The organism is Pseudomonas sp. I2, from assembly GCF_040984075.1.
Lineage (GTDB): Bacteria > Pseudomonadota > Gammaproteobacteria > Pseudomonadales > Pseudomonadaceae > Aquipseudomonas > Aquipseudomonas guariconensis_B.
In genome coordinates, this window is record NZ_JBCGFQ010000052.1 from 15,715 (window position 1) to 35,620 (window position 19,906).

Annotated in this window: 19 protein-coding genes, 1 tRNA gene and 1 pseudogene; 12 read left to right on the forward strand and 9 right to left on the reverse strand. The window is 65.1% G+C overall.

The window, feature by feature from the left end; translation table 11 throughout:
• The first annotated feature begins 20 nt into the window (after positions 1-20).
• The 6 genes and pseudogenes from doeA (at position 21) to ycaC (ending at position 6,601) form a co-directional block, all read left to right on the forward strand.
• On the forward strand, positions 21-1,211 hold the full coding sequence (doeA, locus tag WCE05_RS21695) for an ectoine hydrolase DoeA (protein ID WP_368816539.1): 1,191 nt from the start codon (positions 21-23) through the stop codon (positions 1,209-1,211).
• A 3-nt stretch (positions 1,212-1,214) separates the two neighbouring features.
• Positions 1,215-2,231 (forward strand): N(2)-acetyl-L-2,4-diaminobutanoate deacetylase DoeB, encoded by a 1,017-nt coding sequence (gene doeB / locus WCE05_RS21700; RefSeq protein ID WP_225788499.1) that lies wholly within the window; start codon positions 1,215-1,217, stop codon positions 2,229-2,231.
• 48 nt (positions 2,232-2,279) lie between these two features.
• Positions 2,280-3,746: an NAD-dependent succinate-semialdehyde dehydrogenase gene (locus WCE05_RS21705; protein WP_225788500.1), complete on the forward strand. Its 1,467-nt coding sequence runs from the start codon at positions 2,280-2,282 to the stop codon at positions 3,744-3,746.
• A gap of 12 nt (positions 3,747-3,758) precedes the next feature.
• Entirely contained in the window at positions 3,759-5,144 is a 1,386-nt protein-coding gene (locus WCE05_RS21710; RefSeq protein ID WP_368816540.1) for an aspartate aminotransferase family protein, read from the forward strand.
• Between the two features lie 500 nt (positions 5,145-5,644).
• Positions 5,645-5,846, forward strand: a pseudogene (locus tag WCE05_RS21715) (hydrolase); the annotation flags it as partial.
• Positions 5,847-5,974: 128 nt separating this feature from the next.
• Complete coding sequence (gene ycaC, locus WCE05_RS21720) at positions 5,975-6,601, forward strand: isochorismate family cysteine hydrolase YcaC (protein WP_225788502.1); 627 nt, start codon at positions 5,975-5,977, stop codon at positions 6,599-6,601.
• Positions 6,602-6,685: 84 nt separating this feature from the next.
• Here ycaC and ychF read toward each other — a convergent pair whose 3' ends face one another.
• The 8 genes from ychF to WCE05_RS21760 all read right to left on the reverse strand — a co-directional run bounded on the left by ychF (position 6,686) and on the right by WCE05_RS21760 (position 13,484).
• Positions 6,686-7,786: a redox-regulated ATPase YchF gene (ychF, locus tag WCE05_RS21725; RefSeq protein ID WP_225788503.1), complete on the reverse strand. Its 1,101-nt coding sequence runs from the start codon at positions 7,784-7,786 to the stop codon at positions 6,686-6,688.
• A 22-nt stretch (positions 7,787-7,808) separates the two neighbouring features.
• Positions 7,809-8,393 carry an aminoacyl-tRNA hydrolase gene (gene pth, locus WCE05_RS21730; RefSeq protein WP_225788504.1) on the reverse strand — a complete coding sequence of 195 codons (585 nt, stop codon included), beginning with the start codon at positions 8,391-8,393 and terminating at the stop codon, positions 7,809-7,811.
• A 75-nt stretch (positions 8,394-8,468) separates the two neighbouring features.
• Entirely contained in the window at positions 8,469-9,065 is a 597-nt protein-coding gene (locus WCE05_RS21735) for a 50S ribosomal protein L25/general stress protein Ctc (protein ID WP_225788505.1), read from the reverse strand.
• A 123-nt stretch (positions 9,066-9,188) separates the two neighbouring features.
• Positions 9,189-10,130, reverse strand: coding sequence for a ribose-phosphate pyrophosphokinase (locus WCE05_RS21740; RefSeq protein ID WP_043214915.1), 942 nt, complete (start codon positions 10,128-10,130; stop codon positions 9,189-9,191).
• 48 nt (positions 10,131-10,178) lie between these two features.
• Positions 10,179-10,253 (reverse strand) — tRNA-Gln (locus WCE05_RS21745).
• 34 nt (positions 10,254-10,287) lie between these two features.
• Positions 10,288-11,133, reverse strand: a complete 846-nt coding sequence (gene ispE, locus WCE05_RS21750) for a 4-(cytidine 5'-diphospho)-2-C-methyl-D-erythritol kinase (protein ID WP_368816541.1) — start codon at positions 11,131-11,133, stop codon at positions 10,288-10,290.
• A 3-nt stretch (positions 11,134-11,136) separates the two neighbouring features.
• Entirely contained in the window at positions 11,137-11,754 is a 618-nt protein-coding gene (lolB, locus tag WCE05_RS21755) for a lipoprotein insertase outer membrane protein LolB (protein WP_225788507.1), read from the reverse strand.
• Between the two features lie 2 nt (positions 11,755-11,756).
• Positions 11,757-13,484 (reverse strand): tetratricopeptide repeat protein, encoded by a 1,728-nt coding sequence (locus WCE05_RS21760; RefSeq protein WP_368816542.1) that lies wholly within the window; start codon positions 13,482-13,484, stop codon positions 11,757-11,759.
• 475 nt (positions 13,485-13,959) lie between these two features.
• Between WCE05_RS21760 and hemA the strand changes: the two genes are divergently transcribed.
• From hemA to WCE05_RS21790, 6 genes are all read left to right on the forward strand, one after another.
• On the forward strand, positions 13,960-15,237 hold the full coding sequence (gene hemA / locus WCE05_RS21765; RefSeq protein WP_225788509.1) for a glutamyl-tRNA reductase: 1,278 nt from the start codon (positions 13,960-13,962) through the stop codon (positions 15,235-15,237).
• The gene (gene prfA, locus WCE05_RS21770; RefSeq protein WP_225788510.1) at positions 15,234-16,316 is read left to right on the forward strand and encodes a peptide chain release factor 1; all 1,083 of its coding nucleotides are present in this window, start codon (positions 15,234-15,236) and stop codon (positions 16,314-16,316) included. Before hemA ends, prfA begins: the two co-directional genes overlap by 4 nt.
• Positions 16,317-17,147: a peptide chain release factor N(5)-glutamine methyltransferase gene (prmC, locus tag WCE05_RS21775; protein ID WP_225788511.1), complete on the forward strand. Its 831-nt coding sequence runs from the start codon at positions 16,317-16,319 to the stop codon at positions 17,145-17,147. It begins immediately after the preceding gene.
• Positions 17,141-17,896 carry a molybdopterin-synthase adenylyltransferase MoeB gene (locus tag WCE05_RS21780; RefSeq protein WP_368816543.1) on the forward strand — a complete coding sequence of 252 codons (756 nt, stop codon included), beginning with the start codon at positions 17,141-17,143 and terminating at the stop codon, positions 17,894-17,896. Before prmC ends, WCE05_RS21780 begins: the two co-directional genes overlap by 7 nt.
• Positions 17,889-18,686, forward strand: a complete 798-nt coding sequence (gene murI, locus WCE05_RS21785) for a glutamate racemase (RefSeq protein WP_368816544.1) — start codon at positions 17,889-17,891, stop codon at positions 18,684-18,686. The genes WCE05_RS21780 and murI overlap by 8 nt, the downstream gene beginning before the upstream one ends.
• Positions 18,687-18,802: 116 nt before the next feature.
• Positions 18,803-19,321, forward strand: a complete 519-nt coding sequence (locus WCE05_RS21790) for an acyloxyacyl hydrolase (protein ID WP_225788514.1) — start codon at positions 18,803-18,805, stop codon at positions 19,319-19,321.
• Between the two features lie 39 nt (positions 19,322-19,360).
• Here WCE05_RS21790 and WCE05_RS21795 read toward each other — a convergent pair.
• Positions 19,361-19,906 (reverse strand): SDR family NAD(P)-dependent oxidoreductase (locus WCE05_RS21795; RefSeq protein ID WP_368816545.1); only part of this gene is annotated, 546 nt, incomplete at its 5' end.

Below are 19,906 nucleotides of genomic sequence, written 5' to 3' on the forward strand. Positions count from 1 at the left end.
ACTCAACAGAGGGCATTGCAATGTCTCAGTCAGTGGTCAACCTGCCGTTCAGCCGGCAGGAGTACGCCCAGCGCCTGGCCCGGACCCGCGCCGCCATGCAGGCGCAGGGCCTGGAGCTGTTGCTGGTCACCGATCCGTCGAACATGGCCTGGCTGACCGGCTACGACGGCTGGTCGTTCTACGTGCACCAGTGCGTGTTGCTGGCGCTCGATGGCGAGCCGATCTGGTTCGGCCGTGGCCAGGATGCCAATGGCGCCAAGCGCACGGTGTTCATGGCCCACGACAACATCGTCGGCTACCCGGACATCTACGTGCAGTCACGTGAGCGCCATCCGATGGACTACCTGTGCCAGGAGGTGATCCTGGCCAAGGGCTGGGGCGCCTTGAACATCGGCGTGGAGATGGACAACTACTACTTCAGCGCCGCGGCCTACCAGGCCCTGTGCCGGCACCTGCCGCAGGCGACCTTCAGCGATGCCGCCGGGTTGGTCAACTGGCAGCGGGCGGTGAAGTCGCCCCAGGAAATCGAATACATGCGCATCGCCGCGCGCATCGTCGAGAAGATGCATGGGCGCATCCTCGAGCGCATCGAGCCGGGCGTGCGCAAGAACGAGCTGGTGGCCGAGATCTACAGCAGCGGTATCCTCGGCGTCGACGGCCACGGCGGTGACTACCCGGCGATCGTGCCGTTGCTGCCGACCGGCGCCGACGCCAGCGCCCCGCACCTGACCTGGGACGATTCGCCGTTCGTCACCGGCGCGGGGACCTTCTTCGAGATCGCCGGCTGCTACAAGCGCTACCACTGCCCGCTGTCGCGCACGGTCTACCTGGGCAAGCCGCCGCCGCACTTCCTCGAAGGCGAGAAGGCCGTGGTCGAGGGCATCGCCGCGGGGCTCGAGGCTGCAAGGCCTGGCAACACCACGGGAGACATCGCCCGGGCGTTCTTCGGTGTGCTGGAGAAGTTCGGCATCCACAAGGACAGCCGCTGCGGCTACCCGATCGGTATCAGTTATCCGCCGGACTGGGGCGAGCGCACCATGAGCCTGCGCCCGAGCGACAGCAGCGTGTTGCAACCGGGCATGACCTTCCACTTCATGCCGGGTCTGTGGATGGACGACTGGGGCCTGGAAATCACCGAAAGCATCCTGATCACCGAGACCGGGGTCGAGACCCTGTGCAACGTGCCGCGCCAGCTGTTCGTGAAGGATTGAGCCATGAATGCATTTGCAGACAGCGCCCCACAAGCGACGAACCCGATCAGCAGCACCGTGGACTTCGAGCGCGACGGTGTGCAGCACGGCTTTCTCAAGCTGCCGTATTCGCGCGACGACTCGGCCTGGGGCGCAGTGATGATTCCGATCACCGTGGTGAAGCACGGCAGCGGGCCGACTGCCCTGTTGACCGGCGGCAACCATGGCGATGAGTACGAGGGGCCGGTGGCCCTGAGCAAGCTGGCGCAGCGGCTGCAGGCCGAGCAGGTCAGCGGGCGGGTGATCATCGTGCCCTTCATGAACACCCCGGCGTTCCAGGCCGGTCGGCGTACCTCGCCGATCGACAAGGGCAATCTCAACCGTAGCTTCCCGGGCAAGCCTGACGGCACCGTGACGGAAAAGATCGCCGACTATTTCCGCCGCACCCTGCTGCCGCTGGCCGATATCGTCCTGGATATCCATTCCGGCGGCAGGACCCTGGACTTCCTGCCGTTCGCGGCCTGCCACGTGCTGCCCGACAAGGACCAACAGGCGCGTTGCGAAGCGGGCATGCGGGCGTTCTCGGCGCCGTACAGCATGCGCATGCTCGAGCAGGACGCCCAGGCCATGTACGACACTGCGGCCGAGGCCCAGGGCAAGGTGTTTGTCACCACCGAGCTGGGCGGCGGCGGCACCTCCACGGCCAAGAGCGTGGCCTTGGCCGAGCGCGGCGTGCACAACCTGCTGGTGCATGCCGGCATCCTCGAAGGCGAGGTCCAGGCCAGCGCGTCGATCATGCTCGACATGCCCGACGGCGACTGCTTCATCGCCAGCGAACACGACGGCCTGCTGGAGATGTGCCGCGACCTTGGCGACACGGTCAGCCAGGGCGAGGTCATTGCCCGCGTCCATGACATCAAGCGCACCGGCAGCGCCCCGATCGAATACCGCGCTCGACGCGGCGGCCTGCTGGCCGCCCGGCATTTCCCCGGCCTGGTGCAATGCGGCGACACCCTGGCGGTGATCGCGGACGTGCTGTAGCGCACCAGGCTTCGGCCGCGCCATTACAAGAGGTATGGAGAACAGCTCATGTCACACCAATACCCGTTCAGAAACCTGTGCCACGTCGACGGCCAATGGCTGCACAGCAACAGTGGCAACAGCATCGCCGTGCTCGACCCGGCCAACCGCCAGGTCATCGACCATGTACCGTTGCTCGAGCATGAACAGATCGTCGCCGCGGTGGATGCCGCGCAGCGTGCCTTCGTGCCTTGGCGCCAGCAAAGCCTGGAGGCGCGGGCAGCTTTGCTGCGGCGCTGGGGCGAACTGCTCCTGGAGCACCAGGAAGCGCTGGCGCGCATCCTCAGTCGGGAGCAGGGCAAGCCACTGGCCGAAGCGCGCGGCGAAATCGCCTATGCGGCCAGCTTCATCCCCTGGTTCGCCGAGCAGGCGCGGCGCCTGTATGGCCAGACCATTCCCAGTCACATCCCTGGGGCCCAACTGGGGACCGTGAAGGAGCCGGTGGGTGTCTGCGCGTTGCTCACGCCGTGGAACTTCCCCAGCGCCATGATCACCCGCAAGGCCGCTGCCGCACTGGCCGCCGGCTGCACCGTGGTGGTCAAGCCAGCCCACGAGACACCGTTCTCGGCACTGGCCCTGGCGCAGTTGGCCGAAGAGGCGGGCTTGCCTGCCGGTGTGTTCAACGTGGTCATCGGCGAACCGCAGATGGCCATGGAGACCCTGGTGCGCGACCCGCGCGTGCGTTCGGTCAGCTTCACCGGCTCCACCCGGGTCGGCAAGCTGGTGCTGCAGGCCGCTGCCCACGACGTCAAGAAGGTCGCCCTGGAGCTGGGAGGCAACGCGCCGTTCATCGTCTGCGCCGATGCCGACCTGGAGCTGGCGGTGAAGGTCGCGGTCGCGGCCAAGTTCCAGACCTCGGGGCAGGACTGCTGCGCGGCCAACCGGATCATGGTCCAGCGCCCGTTGTACGAGGCCTTCCTGGCGCGCTTCGCCGAAGCGGTACGGGCCTTGAAGGTCGGGCCGGCGATGCTCGATGGCGAGGAAACCCACGTCGACATCGGGCCGCTGATGCACCAGGCCGCCTTCGATGCCACGGCCGAGCGGGTCGAGGACGCCATCGCCCACGGCGCCCGACGCCTGGTCGGCGGCGAAGCCCATGCCCTGGGGGGCTGGTTCTACCAACCTACCGTGTTGGCGGATGTCACGCCGCAGATGCGCATTTACCAGGAAGAGAATTTCGCGCCCATCGCCGGGGTGATGCCGTTCGACACCCTGGAGCAGGCCATCGAAATGGCCAATGACACCGAGTACGGCCTGGCCGCCTACATCTGTTCCAACCGTCTGGATGTGGTCCACCCGCTGATCCGCCGGCTGGACCATGCCATGGTCGCGGTCAACGGCGTGAAGTTCACCGGCCATCCGATCCCGTTCGGCGGCATGAAGGCCTCGGGCCTGGGGCGTGAAGGCGGCAGCGAGGGCTTCGAGCCCTTCGTCGAGACCAAATACTTTTGCTTGCACCATCAAGGTCAGTTCTAAGGAGCGTTTGCCATGAGCCAAGAATTCAGCCAACTGTTCGAGCAGGACCGTGCCCACTTCATGCACCCCTCGACCCACGCCCACGACCATGCCAGTGGCGCGCTCAAGGGGCGGATCATCACCGGCGCCGAGGGCATCCGCCTGCGCGACCACGAAGGCCGCGAGCTGATCGATGCCTTCGCTGGCCTGTACTGCGTGAACATCGGCTACGGTCGCAGCGAAGTCGCCGACGCTATCCACAAGCAGGCCAAGGAGCTGGCCTACTACCACACCTACGTGGGGCACTCGACCGAGGCGATCATCGAGCTGTCCAGCCGCATCATCGACTGGGCGCCGGCGGGGATGAAGAAGGTCTACTACGGCCTGTCTGGCTCCGACGCCAACGAGACCCAGGTCAAGCTGGTGCGCTACTACAACAACATCCTCGGACGGCCGCAAAAGAAGAAGATCATCTCCCGCGACCGTGGCTACCATGGCTCGGGCATCATGACCGGCAGCCTCACCGGCTTGCCCAGCTTTCACCAGCACTTCGACCTGCCGGTGGAAGGGGTCAAGCACACGGTGTGCCCGCACTGGTACCGCAAGGCGCCGGCCGGCATGGACGAGCAGGCTTTCGTGCGCTATTGCGCCGATGAGCTGGAGAAGCTGATCCTCGCCGAAGGCCCGGACACCGTCGCCGCCTTCATCGGCGAGCCGCTGATGGGCACCGGCGGCATCATCGTCCCGCCCAAGGGCTACTGGGCGGCGATCCAGGCAGTGCTGGACAAGTACGATGTGCTGCTGATCGCCGACGAGGTGGTGTGCGCCTTCGGCCGCCTGGGCGCGAAGATGGGCAGCCAGCGCTACGGCATCCGCCCCGACCTGATCACCACCGCCAAGGGCCTGACCAGTGCCTACGCGCCGCTGTCGGCGGTGATCGTCGGCGAGAAGGTGTGGAACGTGATCGAGGAGGGTTCGCGCAAGGACGGGGCCATGGGCCATGGCTGGACCTATTCCGGCCACCCGATCTGCGCGGCCGCTGCCCTGGCCAACCTGGACATCCTCGAGCGTGAGGACCTGACCGGCAATGCCGAGGTGGTGGGGGCGTACCTGAACCAGCGCATGCGCGAGACCTTCGAAGGGCACCCGCTGGTCGGCGAGGTGCGTGGGGACGGCATGCTGTGTGCCGTGGAGTTCATGGCCGACCGGGAGGCGCGCACGGCGTTCGACCCGGCGCTGAAGGTCGGGCCGCAGGTGTCGGCGGCGTGCCTGGAGCGCGGCATGATCGCCCGGGCCATGCCCCACGGCGATATCCTCGGCTTCGCGCCGCCGCTGGTGTTGGGCAAGGACGATGCCGAGCGGATCGTCGCGATCACCAAGGCGGCGGTCGATGAGGTGGCCGGGAAGGTGCTTGGCTGACGGTACCTGAGGCCGCTGTTCTGGGGCCGCTTTGCGGCCCATCGCGGGCAAGCCCGCTCCCACAGGTTCGGCGTCGGCCATCTCAAGAAACGCGCGGTCTCTGTGGGCGCGGGCTTGCCCGCGATGGGCTGCAAAGCAGCCCCACGATTACCAGGCACTGCTTAACTGTCCTGTATTTGGACGACTCCGCTCCTATCCTGCTCAATCCCCTATCAAGCGTTCACAAAATGGAACGCTGAAGCCCGAATATTGGATCTACCGAGTCCCTGCCCAGGGCACTACCGTTACTTCCGTCGTGTTCAGGAGGTCGGTGGTGAAGAAGATCCATCAGCCAATCACCTCGCCAACCGACCGCACCGAGCTGCGAGCTGCTCCGGCCGACTGACGGTCATCCCGTCTGGCTGGCGTTGCCTACTCTGATAATCCCCACGCTGGATTCGTGGGTCCGCGGTCCTACCGCATTGGCCAGGATGGCCGGTTCTCGAAACGAGGAGAGAACGATGAGCACTTTCAACCAAGCCGCCAACTTCAATGGCCAAGTTCCCCGGATCGATCCCAGCCAGGCGGCGATGTTGCTGATCGATCAGCAGAGCGGCCTGTTCCAGACGGTCGTTGATCACCACCGCCTCCGTTCCGCAGCGTCCCAACGGCCCGCTGATCCCCGAGTTCCACGAAGCCGCGCCACACGCCCAGTACGTCGCGTGTTCTCGCATTAGCAACTGTTGATCGAAAGCTACATGAAAGCGCAGGCGGTGGTGACCAACAATGAGCTGTTGGACTCCGCACTTACCTGCCCTCCCCCCCCCGAAAACCAAGCAAGGAGAACCCCCATGGGCTTCCAATACAAACGTCTGGACAAGAATGATGCTGCCGTTCTGCTGGTCGATCACCAGACCGGTCTGCTCTCTCTGGTACGGGACATCGAACCCGATCGGTTCAAGAACAACGTGCTGGCCCTGTCGGACCTGGCCAAGTACTTCAAGCTGCCGACCATCCTCACCACCAGCTTCGAGAGCGGCCCCAACGGCCCGTTGGTGCCCGAGCTCAAGGAGCAGTTCCCCGATGCGCCCTACATCGCCCGTCCTGGCAACATCAATGCCTGGGACAACGAGGACTTCGTCAAGGCGGTGAAGGCGACCGGCAAGAAGCAACTGATCATCGCTGGCGTGGTGACCGAGGTGTGCGTGGCCTTCCCGGCTTTGTCGGCCCTGGAGGAGGGCTTCGAAGTATTCGTCGTCACCGACGCCTCCGGCACCTTCAATGAACTGACCCGTGACTCGGCCTGGCGCCGCATGGAAGCTGCCGGGGCACAGCTGATGACCTGGTTCGGCGTGGCCTGCGAGTTGCACCGCGACTGGCGCAACGACATCGAAGGGCTGGGCACGCTGTTCTCCAACCACATCCCGGACTACCGTAACCTGATGACCAGCTTCAATACCTTGAACGGGGCGAAGTGATCGCGGGCGAAGCGGTTTGCCAGAAAAGAAAAACCCCTTGGGACCGTTGTCCTCAAGGGGTTTTCAGTTCGTTAAGACTGCCGCTTAGACGTTGAAACGGAAGTGCATCACGTCGCCATCCTTGACGATGTAGTCCTTGCCTTCCAAGCGCCACTTGCCGGCTTCCTTGGCACCGCCTTCTCCCTTGTACTGGATGAAGTCGTCGTAGGCCACCACTTCGGCGCGGATGAAGCCTTTCTCGAAGTCGGTGTGGATCACGGCGGCGGCTTGCGGTGCGGTGGCGCCGACACGGACGGTCCAGGCGCGGACTTCCTTCACCCCGGCGGTGAAGTAGGTCTGCAGGTTGAGCAGGGCGTAGCCGGCGCGGATCACGCGGTTCAGGCCGGGCTCTTCCAGGCCCAGGGCCTCGAGGAACATGTCCTTCTCCTCGCCGTCGTCCAGCTCGGCGATCTCGGCTTCGATCTTGTTGCACACCGGCACCACGACCGCGCCTTCTTCCTCGGCGATGGCCTTGACCACGTCCAGGTGCGGGTTGTTCTCGAAGCCATCCTCGGCGACGTTGGCGATGTACATCACCGGCTTGCTGGTCAGCAGGTGGAAGCCGCGGATCACGGCCTTTTCCTCGTCGCTCATGTGCTTCATCAGGCTGCGCGCCGGCTTGCCTTCGGTGAAGTGGGGGATGAGCTTCTCGAGGATGGCCTTCTGCGCCAGCGCTTCCTTGTCGCCGCCCTTGGCGTTGCGGGCGACCTTCTGCAGTTGCTTCTCGCAGCTGTCGAGGTCGGCGAAGATCAGCTCCAGGTCGATGATCTCGATGTCACGCTTGGGGTCGACACTGTTGGAGACGTGGATCACGTTCTCGTCTTCGAAGCAGCGCACCACGTGGGCGATGGCGTCGGTCTCGCGGATGTTGGCGAGGAACTTGTTGCCCAGGCCTTCGCCCTTCGAGGCGCCAGCGACCAGGCCGGCGATGTCGACGAATTCCATGGTGGTGGGCAACACGCGCTCAGGCTTGACGATCTCGGCCAGGGCGTTCAGGCGCGGGTCGGGCATCGGCACGATGCCGCTGTTCGGCTCGATGGTGCAGAAGGGGAAGTTCTCCGCCGCGATACCAGACTTGGTCAGGGCGTTGAACAGGGTGGACTTGCCGACGTTGGGCAGGCCGACGATGCCGCAATTGAAACCCATGGGAATTCCCCTCTCTAGGAAATCAGGCCTTCTGGCTGTGCAGCTCGCGCATCGCCTTGGCGAAGTCGCCAGCGAGGACGTCCGGCAGCACGCCGAGGGCAAAATCGATGCTGGCGTCGAGCTTCTCCTGCTCGGCGCGCGGTGCGCGGCCCAGGACGAAGTTGGAGACCAGTTTGGCGTCGCCCGGGTGGCCGATACCCAGCCGCAGGCGATGGAAGTCGTTCTGGTTGCCGAGCTGCGCGATGATGTCGCGCAGGCCGTTGTGCCCACCATGGCCACCGCCTTTCTTGAGCTTGGCGACACCCGGGGGCAGGTCGAGTTCGTCGTGGGCCACCAGGATGGCCGCCGGTGGGATCCGGAAGAAATTGGCCAATGCCGCCACGGACTGGCCGCTGCGGTTCATGTAGGTGGTGGGGATCAACAGACGAACGTCGTGGCCCTGATGGCTGAATCTAGCCGTCAGGCCGAAATACTTGCGGTCAGCGGTCAGGGAGACGCGCTGGGCGCTGGCGAGGCGTTCAACGAAAAGAGCCCCTGCGTTATGCCGGGTCTGTTCGTATTCGGGGCCGGGGTTACCCAGGCCGACGATCAACTGGATGGCGGTCACGTCAGGAGCTCTTCCTTGGAGTTGGTGGGTTACGGCGCGGGCGCCGTAACCCGGTCAACACCGGCGCGCGAGTGATTACTCGGCAGCGCCTTCTGCAGCTTCAGGGGCAACGCGCGGTGCGTGGACGTTGGCGATGGCCTTGTCGTCACCGTGGGCCAGGGCCACGAACTCGACGCCTTTCGGAGCCTTGAGGTCCGACAGGTGGATGATGGTACCGACTTCAGCGTTGGCCAGGTCGACTTCGATGAACTCAGGCAGGTCCTTGGCTTCGCAGGAAACTTCGATCTCGTTCTCTACGTGGGAGATCTCGCCGCCTTTCTTGGTCGGGGCTTCTTCGTTGATGAAGTGAACCGGAACCTTGGCGGTCAGCTTCTGGCCAGCGACGACGCGAACGAAGTCGGCGTGCATGATGAAGCCTTTGGCCGGGTGGCGCTGCAGGGCCTTGACGATGACGTTCTGCTTGGCGCCGTCGACGTTCAGTTCGATGACGTGGCTGAAGGCCGCTTCGTTGTCGAACAGCTTGGTGATTTCCTTGGTCAGGATGGTCAGGGACTCGGCGTCCTTGTTACCACCGTAGACAACGGCAGGGATGCTGGCGGCATGACGCAGGCGGCGGCTCGCACCTTTCCCCAGGTCAGTACGCGCTTGGGCGTTCAGGATGAAATCGGTCATTTTCTTTCTCCAAATAAGCCTCCCGGATGACGCTTGCGACCAGCGTCAGGCGGGGTGGGCAAAAAAGCCCCGCCCCAACAACCTGTGTTGGGGCGGGGCGCTTTTCGTCAGCGTGCGTTCCGCTTAGCGGAACATCGCGCTGATCGATTCTTCGTTGCTGATGCGGCGTACCGCCTCAGCGACGACCGGTGCGATATCCAGTTGGCGGATACGGTCACAGGCCTGAGCAGCCGCGGACAGCGGGATGGTGTTGGTCACCACCAGCTCGTCCAGCACGGACTTCTCGATGTTCTCGATCGCACGACCGGACAGTACCGGGTGCGTGCAGTAGGCGTAGACCTTGGCAGCGCCGTGGTCTTTCAGGGCCTTGGCCGCGTTGCACAGGGTGCCGGCGGTGTCGACCATGTCGTCTACCAGGATGCAGGTGCGTCCTTCGACGTCGCCGATGATGTGCATCACTTCGGAGTGATTGGCCTTTTCACGGCGCTTGTCGATGATACCCAGGTCGACGCCCAGGGACTTGGCGACGGCACGTGCGCGCACGACACCACCGATGTCCGGGGAGACGATCATCAGGTTCTCGAAACGCTGGTCTTCGATGTCGTCGACCAGTACGGGCGAGCCGTAGATGTTGTCGACGGGGATATCGAAGAAGCCCTGGATCTGGTCAGCGTGCAGGTCGACGGTGAGCACACGGTCGATACCCACGACAGTGAGCATGTCAGCGACGACTTTGGCGCTGATGGCTACACGTGCCGAACGCGGACGGCGGTCCTGGCGGGCGTATCCGAAGTAGGGAATCACGGCGGTGATTCGGGAAGCTGAGGAGCGGCGGAAGGCGTCGGCCATCACTACCAGTTCCATCAGGTTGTCGTTGGTAGGGGCACAGGTCGGCTGGATGATGAAGACGTCCTTACCGCGGACATTTTCATTGATCTCAGCACTGATTTCGCCGTCGGAGAACTTGCCGACAGAAACATCACCCAGTGGAATATGCAGCTGACGTACGACACGCCGAGCCAGATCGGGGTTGGCATTCCCCGTGAAGACCATCATCTTGGACACGCGCAGTACCTGAAGGCTGAGGGTATACCTGGATGAGTATAAGGAAAATGGCAGGGGCGGCTGGATTCGAACCAACGCATGGCAGGATCAAAACCTGCTGCCTTACCGCTTGGCGACGCCCCTGTATCTGTTGCTGCGAGTGCCTGGCACTCGACTTCTAGATCAGACTCTGCAGCTTGCGATGCAACATCGAAACGTTGCTTCCCTTAGCCACAAACCCTGTTTGGGTCTCTGAAAGAAGGGCCAGAACTTTATCAGCTTCGGCTTTGCTTGGGAAGGCCCCAAACACGCAACTTCCAGTCCCGGTTAGCCGAGCTTTAGTGAATTTACCCAGCGAATTCAACGCATTGCGAACTTCTGGATAACTCTGCTCTACCACCGGTTGGCAGTCATTTCGACTGTTTCCCTCGGGAACGGGGCGCATCTTAAGGGGGAGGGAATCACGTGTCAACTGCGGATGTGAAAAAATTTCCGCTGTGCTGACAGACACTTGCGGCACCAGCACGACGTACCAGGGCTCCTCGGGGGCGACGGGTGTCAGCTGTTCGCCCACGCCTTGGGCGAAGGCGGCATGGCCGCGGACGAACACCGGCACATCGGCGCCGAGGGCCAGGCCCAGGGCGGCCAGGCGGTCTTCGTCCCAGCCCAGTTGCCACAGGTGGTTCAGCGCCAGGAGGGTGGTCGCGGCGTTCGAACTGCCGCCGCCGATGCCGCCGCCCATGGGCAGGACCTTGTCGAGCCAGATGTCGGCGCCGAGGAGGCAGCCGGATTGCTGTTGCAACTGGCGCGCGGCACGCACGACCAGGTTGCTGTCGTGGGGCACACCCTCGACGGCGGTGCGCAGGTGGATCCGGCCGTCCTCGCGGGGGGCGAAGCTCAGCTGGTCGGCATGGTCGAGGAACTGGAACACCGTTTCCAGCTCATGGTAGCCGTCGGCACGGCGGCCGATGATGTGTAGCCACAGGTTGAGCTTGGCGGGGGCGGGCAGGGTGAGCCTGTGCATGGTTCAGTGCCCCAGCTGGCGGGGCTGCCAGTCCTTGACCACCAGGGTGACGTCGAGGTGCTCGCCGTGCAGTTTCAGGCGTTCGGGCAGCCAGTAGCCGTTCTGCTGGGTGTAGCCCAGGTACTGCACCTGCCAGCCATCCTGGTTGAGGCTGGCCAGGCGGCTGTCGCCGTCGAGGGTCAACTGGCTCTTGCTGTCGGGGGCCGGCAGGCCGCGTACCCACCAGACCAGGTGCGAGACCGGTAGCTGCCAGCCCAGTTGCTCTTCCAGCAGGGCCTCGGGGCTGGGGGCCTCGTAGCGGCCTTGGTTGGCCACTTCCAGGACCACGCCGCCGGGGCGTCCGGTGAGGCGGGCGGCGCCACGTCCCAGCGGACCGGCCAGACGGATGTCGTAGTAGTCCTGGCGTTGCAGCCAGAACAGCGTGCCGCTGCCGGAGTCCCGAGGCGCGCGGATGCCGACCTTGCCGTTGATCTGCCAGCCGTCGAGGGCGGTCAGTTGTTGTTTGTGGGCTCGCCACAACTGCGGGTCGCCTTGGCCTTGCAGGGCTTCGCGGGAACCGAAGCCGGCGCAGCCGGCGAGCAGGGCGACCAGGATGAAGGTGGTGCAATGACGCAGGAACATGTCTACAGGGTCTCGGATCCGGTCAGGCGCAGGAGGGTCTTGCGCAGGATGGGGCTGTCGGGCTGGGCTTCGATGGCCTTGGCCCAGACCTGGCGGGCTTCGCGGCGTTTGCCATTGACCCAGAGGACTTCGCCCAGGTGGGCGGCCACTTCATGGTCGGGGAAACGCTCCAAGGCCTGGCGCAGCAGGCGCTCGGCCTCGTCCAGGTTGCCCAGGCGGTAGTTGACCCAGCCCAGGCTGTCGAGCACGGCGGGGTCGTCGGGGGTGAGCTGGTGGGCCTTCTCGATCAGCGACTTGGCCTCGGCATAGCGGGTGGTGCGGTCGGCCAGGGTGTAGCCGAGCGCATTGAGGGCCATGGCGTTTTCCGGCTCGCGTTCGATGATGGTGCGCAGGTCCTTTTCCAGCAGTGCCAGGTCGCCGCGTTTTTCGGCCAGCATGGCGCGGGTATAGAGCAGGTTGATGTCGTCCGGATAGCGCTTGATAGCCTGCTCCAGGACGTGCTCGGCCTGGGCGTCCTTGCCGTTGTTGCCGTAGCTTTCTGCTTCGATCAGATAGAGTTGGATGGCGTAGTCCGGCTGCGCTTCGCGGGCTTCGGCCAGCAGGCGCGAGGCTTCGCTGGCGCGGCCGTTGGCGATGAGGATGTCGGCCTGGCGCAGTTGTGCCGGCAGGTAGTCTGGGCCCGGGCCGACCAGGGCGTACTCGCGCAGGGCCGATTCGGGGGCGTTGCGTTCCTCGTGGATACGGCCCAGGTTCAGGTGCGCGGCGTCGACGTTGCTGTCGCGCTCGACCAACTCCTGCAGGTAGCCCTCGGCTTCGTCCCAGTCCTTGTTTTCCAGGCACACCAGGGCCAGGGAGTAGCGCAGTTCATCGTCCTCGGGATACTGCTGGACGAGGCTGGCGAACTCGCCCTTGGCATCGGCGATGCGGTCTTGCTCGACCAGGGTGCGGGCGTAGGTCAGGCGCAGGCGTTTGTCGTCGGGGGTGTCGCGGATCGCCCGGCGTAGCAGCGGCAGGGCCTCGGGGCCGCGGTCCAGGGCCTGCAGCAGGCGTGCGCGCAGCAGTACCGGGGCGATTTCGCCGTGTTGCGGTGGGTGGGCTTCGAGCAGGTCGAGGGCTTGCTCGGTCTTGCCGTCCTGGTTCAACAGCAGGGCTTTGCCGAACACCAGTTGGTTGTTGTCGGGGTACTTGGTCAGCAGGCGGTCGAAGCTTTGCAGCAGGCCGTCGCGGGTGTTCTGGTCGGTTTCGGCGGCCGACAGGGCGAGGAAGTCGAAATGGGTGTCGCCTTGGCCCTGGAGCACCTTTTCCATGTAGGTCATGGCGTCGTCGTAGCGTTCGGCGCGGGCCAGCTGGATGGCGGCGGCGCGTTGGGCGTCGAGGTTCTCGGGGGCGTTGCGGGCCCAGATCAGTGCGGTGTCGAGCGCGGGTTCGTCGGCGCCGAGGTATTCGGCGATGCGGAAGGCGCGTTCGGAGACGGCGGGGTCCTGGGTCTTCTCGGCCTGGTCGACGTAGTTGGCCAGGGCGATGTCGAAGCGGTTGCGCTGGCCGGCCAACTCTGCCACCAGCAGGCTGTAGAGCGTGTCCTGCTTGAACGATCCGTACACGGTGGGCTTTTCTGGCTCGTCCTTGCTGGCTTCGGCGACGGACGGCAGGCCCTCGGTCTTCTGCGGGGCCAGGCTCTGGCAGCCCTGGAGCAGGGCGAGGGCAAGCAGCAATGCGTAGGATCTGTTCATAAAGAGGCTTTGGATACAGGCGGTCGGAGCATGATGACACAAGCGCGAGGGCAAACCCACCAGCGATGGTCGTGGTTTATTGCACGGGGCGGTTTGTTCGGACAATCACATGCCCAGCTTGTTCGAGGCTTTCGAAATAAAGGACGCTCCTGCTCCTGCTCCTGCTTTGGCTCTTGCCCTTGCTCTTGCTTTTGGTGCGCGATGGTTCAGGCGCCTCCACTCGGCCTCCTGAAGTCGCGATTCGCGGCGCCTGAGCCATCGCGTATAAAAAGCAAAAGCAAAGCAAAAAGCCAAGGGCGAGGGTGAGGGCGGGGCGTACTTTGGCTTTTTGTCAGAGGGGTAGGGGGCATGCGGTCTGGCGCTGGCCTGGCAAGGGCAATAGCCTGCGCGCATCGCGACAATAGCGAACGGTGGTTGTTCTGAATCCTGCGAAGTAGGACAATTATCGGCTTCTCGTCACAACCAGCGACCTTGCATGGCCTTTCTTGCACTTGGTATCAACCATAAGACTGCCTCGGTAGACGTACGCGAGCGCGTGGCGTTTACGCCAGAGCAGCTGGTCGATGCCCTGCAGCAGCTCTGCCGACTGACCGCCAGCCGCGAGGCGGCGATCCTGTCGACCTGCAACCGTAGCGAACTCTATATAGAGCAGGACCACCTGGCCGCCGACGCCGTGCTGCAATGGCTGGCCGAATATCACCAACTGAGCCTCGACGAGCTGCGCGCCAGCGCCTACATCCACGAAGACCACGACGCCGTGAAGCACATGATGCGCGTGGCCTCGGGCCTGGACTCGCTGGTGCTCGGCGAGCCGCAGATCCTCGGCCAGATGAAATCGGCCTACGCCGTGGCCCGCGAAGCCGGGACCATCGGCCCCTTGCTGGGCCGCCTGTTCCAGGCCACCTTCAGCGCCGCCAAGCAAGTGCGCACCGACACCGCCATCGGCGAGAACCCCGTGTCGGTGGCGTTCGCCGCAGTCAGCCTGGCCAAGCAGATCTTCAGCGACCTGGGCCGCAGCCAAGCCCTGCTGATCGGCGCCGGCGAGACCATCACCCTGGTCGCCCGCCACCTGCACGAGCAAGGCGTGCGCCGCATCGTCGTCGCCAATCGCACCCTGGAGCGGGCCAGCACCCTGGCCGAACAGTTCGGTGCCCATGCCGTGCTGCTGTCCGACATCCCCCAGGAACTGGCCAACAGCGATATCGTCATCAGCTCCACCGCCAGCCAACTGCCGATCCTCGGCAAGGGCGCGGTAGAAAGCGCCCTGAAGCAGCGCCGGCACAAGCCGATCTTCATGGTCGACATCGCCGTGCCACGGGATATCGAGCCACAGGTCGGTGAGCTGGACGACGTCTACCTGTACACCGTCGACGACCTGCACGAAGTGGTCGCGGAAAACCTCAAGAGCCGCCAGGGCGCCGCCCAGGCCGCCGAAGAGCTGGTCTCGGTGGGCGCCCAGGACTTCATGGCGCGCCTGCGCGAACTGGCCGCGGTCGACGTGCTCAAGGCCTACCGCCAACAGAGCGAGCGCCTGCGCGACGAAGAACTGCAGAAGGCCCAGCGCCTGCTGGCCAACGGCGGCAACCCGGAAGATGTGCTGGCGCAACTGGCCCGGGGCCTGACCAACAAACTGTTGCACGCACCCAGCGTGCAACTGAAAAAGCTCTCGGCCGAGGGGCGCGTCGATGCGCTGGCCATGGCCCAGGAACTCTTTGCCCTCAACGAGGGCTCCACGGACAAGACCCCGCAATGAAAGCGTCGCTGCTGAAAAAACTGGAGACCCTCCAGGATCGCTTCGAGGAACTCACCGCCCTGCTGGGCGATGCCGAAGTCATTTCCGACCAGACCCGCTTTCGCGCCTATTCCCGCGAATATGCCGAAGTCGAACCGGTGATCGCTGCCTACAAGGAGTGGAGCAAGGTCCAGGACGACCTCGAAGGTGCCCAGGCGCTGCTCAAGGACAGCGACCCCGACCTGCGCGAGATGGCCGTGGAGGAAGTGCGCGAGGCCAAGGAGCAACTGGTCGGCCTGGAGTCCCAACTGCAGCGCATGCTGCTGCCCAAGGACCCCAACGACGGGCGCAACGTGTTCCTCGAGATCCGTGCCGGCACCGGCGGCGACGAGGCGGCGATTTTTTCGGGCGACCTGTTCCGCATGTATTCGCGCTACGCCGAGAAGCGCGGCTGGCGCCTGGAGATCCTCTCTGAGAACGAAGGCGAGCATGGCGGCTACAAGGAGATCATCGCCCGGGTCGAGGGCGACAGCGTCTATGGCAAGCTCAAGTTCGAGTCTGGCGCGCACCGTGTGCAACGGGTACCGGAAACCGAATCCCAGGGTCGCATCCATACCTCGGCCTGCACCGTGGCGGTGCTGCCCGAGCCGGACGAGCAAGTGGCGGTGGAGATCAACCCGGCCGACCTGCGCATCGACACCTACCGCGCCTCGGGCGCCGGTGGCCAGCACGTCAACAAGACCGACTCGGCGATCCGCATCACCCATCTGCCCACCGGCATCGTGGTCGAATGCCAGGAAGAACGCTCCCAGCACAAGAACCGTGCCCGCGCCATGGCCTGGCTGTCGGCCAAGCTCAACGACATGCAGACCAGCGCCCAGCAGAACGCCATCGCCAGCGAGCGCAAGCTGCTGGTCGGCTCGGGCGACCGCTCCGAGCGCATCCGCACCTACAACTATCCACAGGGCCGGGTCACCGATCACCGTATCAACCTGACCCTGTACTCCCTCGACGAGGTCCTGGCCGGTGGCGTCGATGCCGTGATCGAACCCTTGCTGGCCGAATACCAGGCCGATCAACTGGCCGCCCTGGGAGACTGAATGACCATCATCGCCAGCCTGCTGCGCAACGCGCAGTTGCCGGATTCCCCGACCCCGCGCCTGGACGCCGAGCTGTTGCTGGCGGCTGCCCTGGGCAAGTCGCGCAGCTACCTGCACACCTGGCCCGAGCGGATCGTCAGCAGCGAGGCGGCCGAGACTTTCGCCGGTTACCTGGAGCGCCGCCGAGCCGGTGAGCCGGTGGCCTACATCCTGGGGCAACAGGGCTTCTGGAAGCTCGACCTGGAAGTGGCGCCGCACACCCTGATCCCACGCCCGGAGACCGAGCTGCTGGTGGAGGTGGCCCTGCAATTGCTGCCCGCCACGCCGGCACGGGTGCTCGACCTGGGCACCGGCACCGGCGCCATCGCCCTGGCCCTGGCCAGCGAGCGCCCGGCCTGGCAGGTGACGGCGGTGGATCGGGTCGAGCAGGCCGTGGCCCTGGCCGAGCGCAACCGCCTGCGTCTTGGCCTGGGCAATGTCCAGGTACGCGCCAGCCACTGGTTCGACAGCCTGGCGGGTGAGCGCTTCGAGCTGATCCTGAGTAACCCGCCCTACATCGCCGCCGAGGATCCGCACCTGGCGGCCGGTGACGTGCGCTTCGAGCCGAGCAGTGCGCTGGTGGCGGGGCAGGATGGCCTGGACGACCTGCGGGCGATCATCGCCCAGGCGCCGCAGCACCTGCAGCCTGGCGGCTGGCTGCTGCTCGAACACGGTTACGACCAGGCTGCGGCGGTGCGCGAGCTGTTGGCTGGCCATGGTTTCACCCGCGTGGCCAGTCGCCTGGACCTGGCCGGTCATGAACGTATCTCCCTGGGGTGCCTGCCATGCTGAGTGATCAGGAACTGTTGCGCTACAGCCGGCAAATCCTGCTGGCCCAGGTGGATATCGACGGCCAATTGCGCCTCAAGCAGGGCAAGGCGCTGGTGGTCGGCCTCGGTGGGCTGGGCTCGCCGGTGGCACTGTACCTGGCGACGGCGGGTGTCGGTGAACTGCACCTGGCCGATTTCGACACGGTCGACCTGACCAACCTGCAACGCCAGATCATTCATGACAGCGCCAGCGTCGGCATGAGCAAAGTGGATTCGGCGCTCCAGCGCCTGCAGGCGATCAACCCCGAGGTGAGGCTGGTCGCCCATCGCCAGGCCCTGGACGAGGATTCGCTGGCGGCTGCCGTGGCGGCGGTCGACCTGGTGTTGGATTGCTCCGACAATTTCGCCACCCGCGAGGCGGTCAATGCCGCCTGCGTCGGCGTAGGCAAGCCGCTGGTCAGCGGGGCGGCGATCCGCCTCGAGGGGCAGTTGTCGGTGTTCGACCCGCGCCGTGACGACAGCCCCTGCTACCACTGCCTGTATGGCCATGGCAGCGAAGCCGAGCTGACCTGCAGCGAAGCCGGCGTGCTCGGGCCGCTGGTGGGGCTGGTGGGCAGCCTGCAGGCGCTGGAGGCGCTCAAGCTCTTGGCCGGCTTCGGCGAGCCGCTGGTAGGACGCCTGCTGCTGATCGATGCCCTCGGCACGCGCATGCGCGAACTGCGGGTCAAGCGCGATCCGGCCTGTACCGTCTGTGGCGGCCGGCATGGCTGAACGCTCGGCGCCGGTCGGGGTGATGGACTCGGGGGTCGGCGGCCTGTCGGTGCTGGCCGAGATCCAGCGCCTGCTACCCAACGAGTCGCTGTTGTATGTCGCCGATAGCGGCCATGTGCCCTACGGCGAGAAGTCGCCCGACTACATCCGTGAGCGTTTGCGGCGCATCGCCGGGTTCTTCCACGAGCGAGGTGCCAAGGCCATGGTCCTGGCCTGCAACACCGCCACCGTGGCGGCTGTCGCCGATCTGCGCGAGTTGTACCCGGGGTGGCCATTGGTGGGCATGGAGCCTGCGGTCAAGCCGGCGGCGGCGGCGACCCGCTCCGGCGTGGTCGGCGTGCTGGCCACCACCGGCACCTTGCAAAGCGCCAAGTTCGCTGCCTTGCTCGACCGCTTCGCCAGCGACGTGCGGGTGGTCACCCAGCCCTGCCCGGGCCTGGTCGAATGCATCGAGGCGGGCGATCTCGGCAGCCCACGGTTGCGCGAGCTGCTGCGAGGCTATGTGCAGCCCTTGCTGGCCGCGGGCTGCGACACCCTGATCCTTGGCTGCACCCACTATCCTTTCCTGCGCCCGTTGCTGGCTGGCATGGTGCCGGCGGACGTGGCCATCATCGATACCGGCGCCGCCGTGGCGCGGCAGTTGCAGCGCCTGCTTGGGGCGCACGACCTGCTGGCCGAAGGGCCAGCGCGGGATACGGCGTTCTGGACCAGTGCCGATCCTGAATCTCTGAAAAAGATCCTACCTGTGCTGTGGCATAAGTCCGACAGTGTGCAAAGCTTTCCGCTATAGCTAAACGCAAGAAGCCGCGTTTCAAGCTGAACTATCGTACTACTGCCGATTTCTACCGATTTGCCTGCGATGACGGGCGAACACCAACGACAGCATCAGGAAGAAGGATGTCTCTCATGAAGAAACGGCTTGGCTTGGCGGCGCTTGCCGCTTTGACTTTGGGGCAGGGGTTGTTGGCGCAGGCCGCCGACATTTCGTTTTCGGTGGGGCAGAGCGGTGACTCCACCATGGTCTACCGGTTGGGGATGCAGTCGAACTGGGATGCCAGCTGGTGGCAGACCAGTGTAGGGCGGCTGACAGGCTATTGGGATGGGGCCTACACGTATTGGGATGGGGACGACACCGCCAGCAATCACAGCCTTTCATTCGCCCCGGTGTTCGTCTACGAGTTCGCCGGCGAGTCGGTCAAACCCTACATCGAGGCCGGTATCGGCGTCGCCGTGTTCTCCAGCACCGAGCTGGAGAGTAACCAGCTGGGCTCGGCCTTCCAGTTCGAGGACCGCATCGGCGTCGGCCTGCGTTTCGCCGGTGGGCATGAGGTCGGTATCCGTGCCATCCACTACTCCAACGCTGGTATCAAGCAACCCAACGACGGTGTCGAGAGCTACGCCTTGCACTACCGCATGCCGCTTTGACCCTGGCGGCCACCCTGGTCGAGGGTGGCCGACCGCTTCTCAATGGGGCAGGGGCCACAGGCTGTTCAGGCTCAGTGCCTCCAGCACCAGTTCCGGTTCCCGTTGTGGCAGACGCTGCAGCAGTGCCTGGGCAGCGCGGTATGGCGTCCATTGCTCGGGGATGGCCCGGGCCGGAGTTACCGGTGTCGTCAGCGACTGTGGCGCCACCATGGCCAGGTCGATGCCGAGGGCGTGTAGGGTCTGGCGTTGTTCGCGGAACCACTGTGGCAGGTTGTTGACCCCGCTTGGCGGCTGGGCGGGGTCGTGCAGTTGCAATGTGGTGCAGGGGCTGAAGATCGCCATGACCTGGGGCGCATCGCCCTTGACCAGCAAGGGCAGGGCGCCGGCCAGGCAGTGCTCGCTGGCAAGCAGGTTGCTCGTGACGATCGCTTCGAACAGTTCGTCGGACGCCTGCGCCTGCGGCAGGTAGTCGCAGCTGCCGGCGTTGACGATCAAGCCGTCCAGCGTGCCCCACTCCGCCTGCAGGCGCGCCGCGGCGAGGTGGGCCTGGGTGGCGTCATGCAGGGGGGCGGGCAGGCGTAGCAG

Coding starts and splice junctions, on each gene's coding strand:
- hemA (WP_225788509.1), top strand. CDS start 13,960: ATGGCCTTTCTTGCACTTGGTATCAACCATAAGACTGCCTCGGTAGAC.
- WCE05_RS21705 (WP_225788500.1), top strand. CDS start 2,280: ATGTCACACCAATACCCGTTCAGAAACCTGTGCCACGTCGACGGCCAA.
- prmC (WP_225788511.1), top strand. CDS start 16,317: ATGACCATCATCGCCAGCCTGCTGCGCAACGCGCAGTTGCCGGATTCC.
- doeA (WP_368816539.1), top strand. CDS start 21: ATGTCTCAGTCAGTGGTCAACCTGCCGTTCAGCCGGCAGGAGTACGCC.
- WCE05_RS21790 (WP_225788514.1), top strand. CDS start 18,803: ATGAAGAAACGGCTTGGCTTGGCGGCGCTTGCCGCTTTGACTTTGGGG.
- ycaC (WP_225788502.1), top strand. CDS start 5,975: ATGGGCTTCCAATACAAACGTCTGGACAAGAATGATGCTGCCGTTCTG.
- WCE05_RS21735 (WP_225788505.1), bottom strand. CDS start 9,065: ATGACCGATTTCATCCTGAACGCCCAAGCGCGTACTGACCTGGGGAAA.
- doeB (WP_225788499.1), top strand. CDS start 1,215: ATGAATGCATTTGCAGACAGCGCCCCACAAGCGACGAACCCGATCAGC.
- WCE05_RS21710 (WP_368816540.1), top strand. CDS start 3,759: ATGAGCCAAGAATTCAGCCAACTGTTCGAGCAGGACCGTGCCCACTTC.
- WCE05_RS21780 (WP_368816543.1), top strand. CDS start 17,141: ATGCTGAGTGATCAGGAACTGTTGCGCTACAGCCGGCAAATCCTGCTG.
- lolB (WP_225788507.1), bottom strand. CDS start 11,754: ATGTTCCTGCGTCATTGCACCACCTTCATCCTGGTCGCCCTGCTCGCC.
- prfA (WP_225788510.1), top strand. CDS start 15,234: ATGAAAGCGTCGCTGCTGAAAAAACTGGAGACCCTCCAGGATCGCTTC.
- ispE (WP_368816541.1), bottom strand. CDS start 11,133: ATGCACAGGCTCACCCTGCCCGCCCCCGCCAAGCTCAACCTGTGGCTA.
- murI (WP_368816544.1), top strand. CDS start 17,889: ATGGCTGAACGCTCGGCGCCGGTCGGGGTGATGGACTCGGGGGTCGGC.
- WCE05_RS21760 (WP_368816542.1), bottom strand. CDS start 13,484: ATGAACAGATCCTACGCATTGCTGCTTGCCCTCGCCCTGCTCCAGGGC.
- ychF (WP_225788503.1), bottom strand. CDS start 7,786: ATGGGTTTCAATTGCGGCATCGTCGGCCTGCCCAACGTCGGCAAGTCC.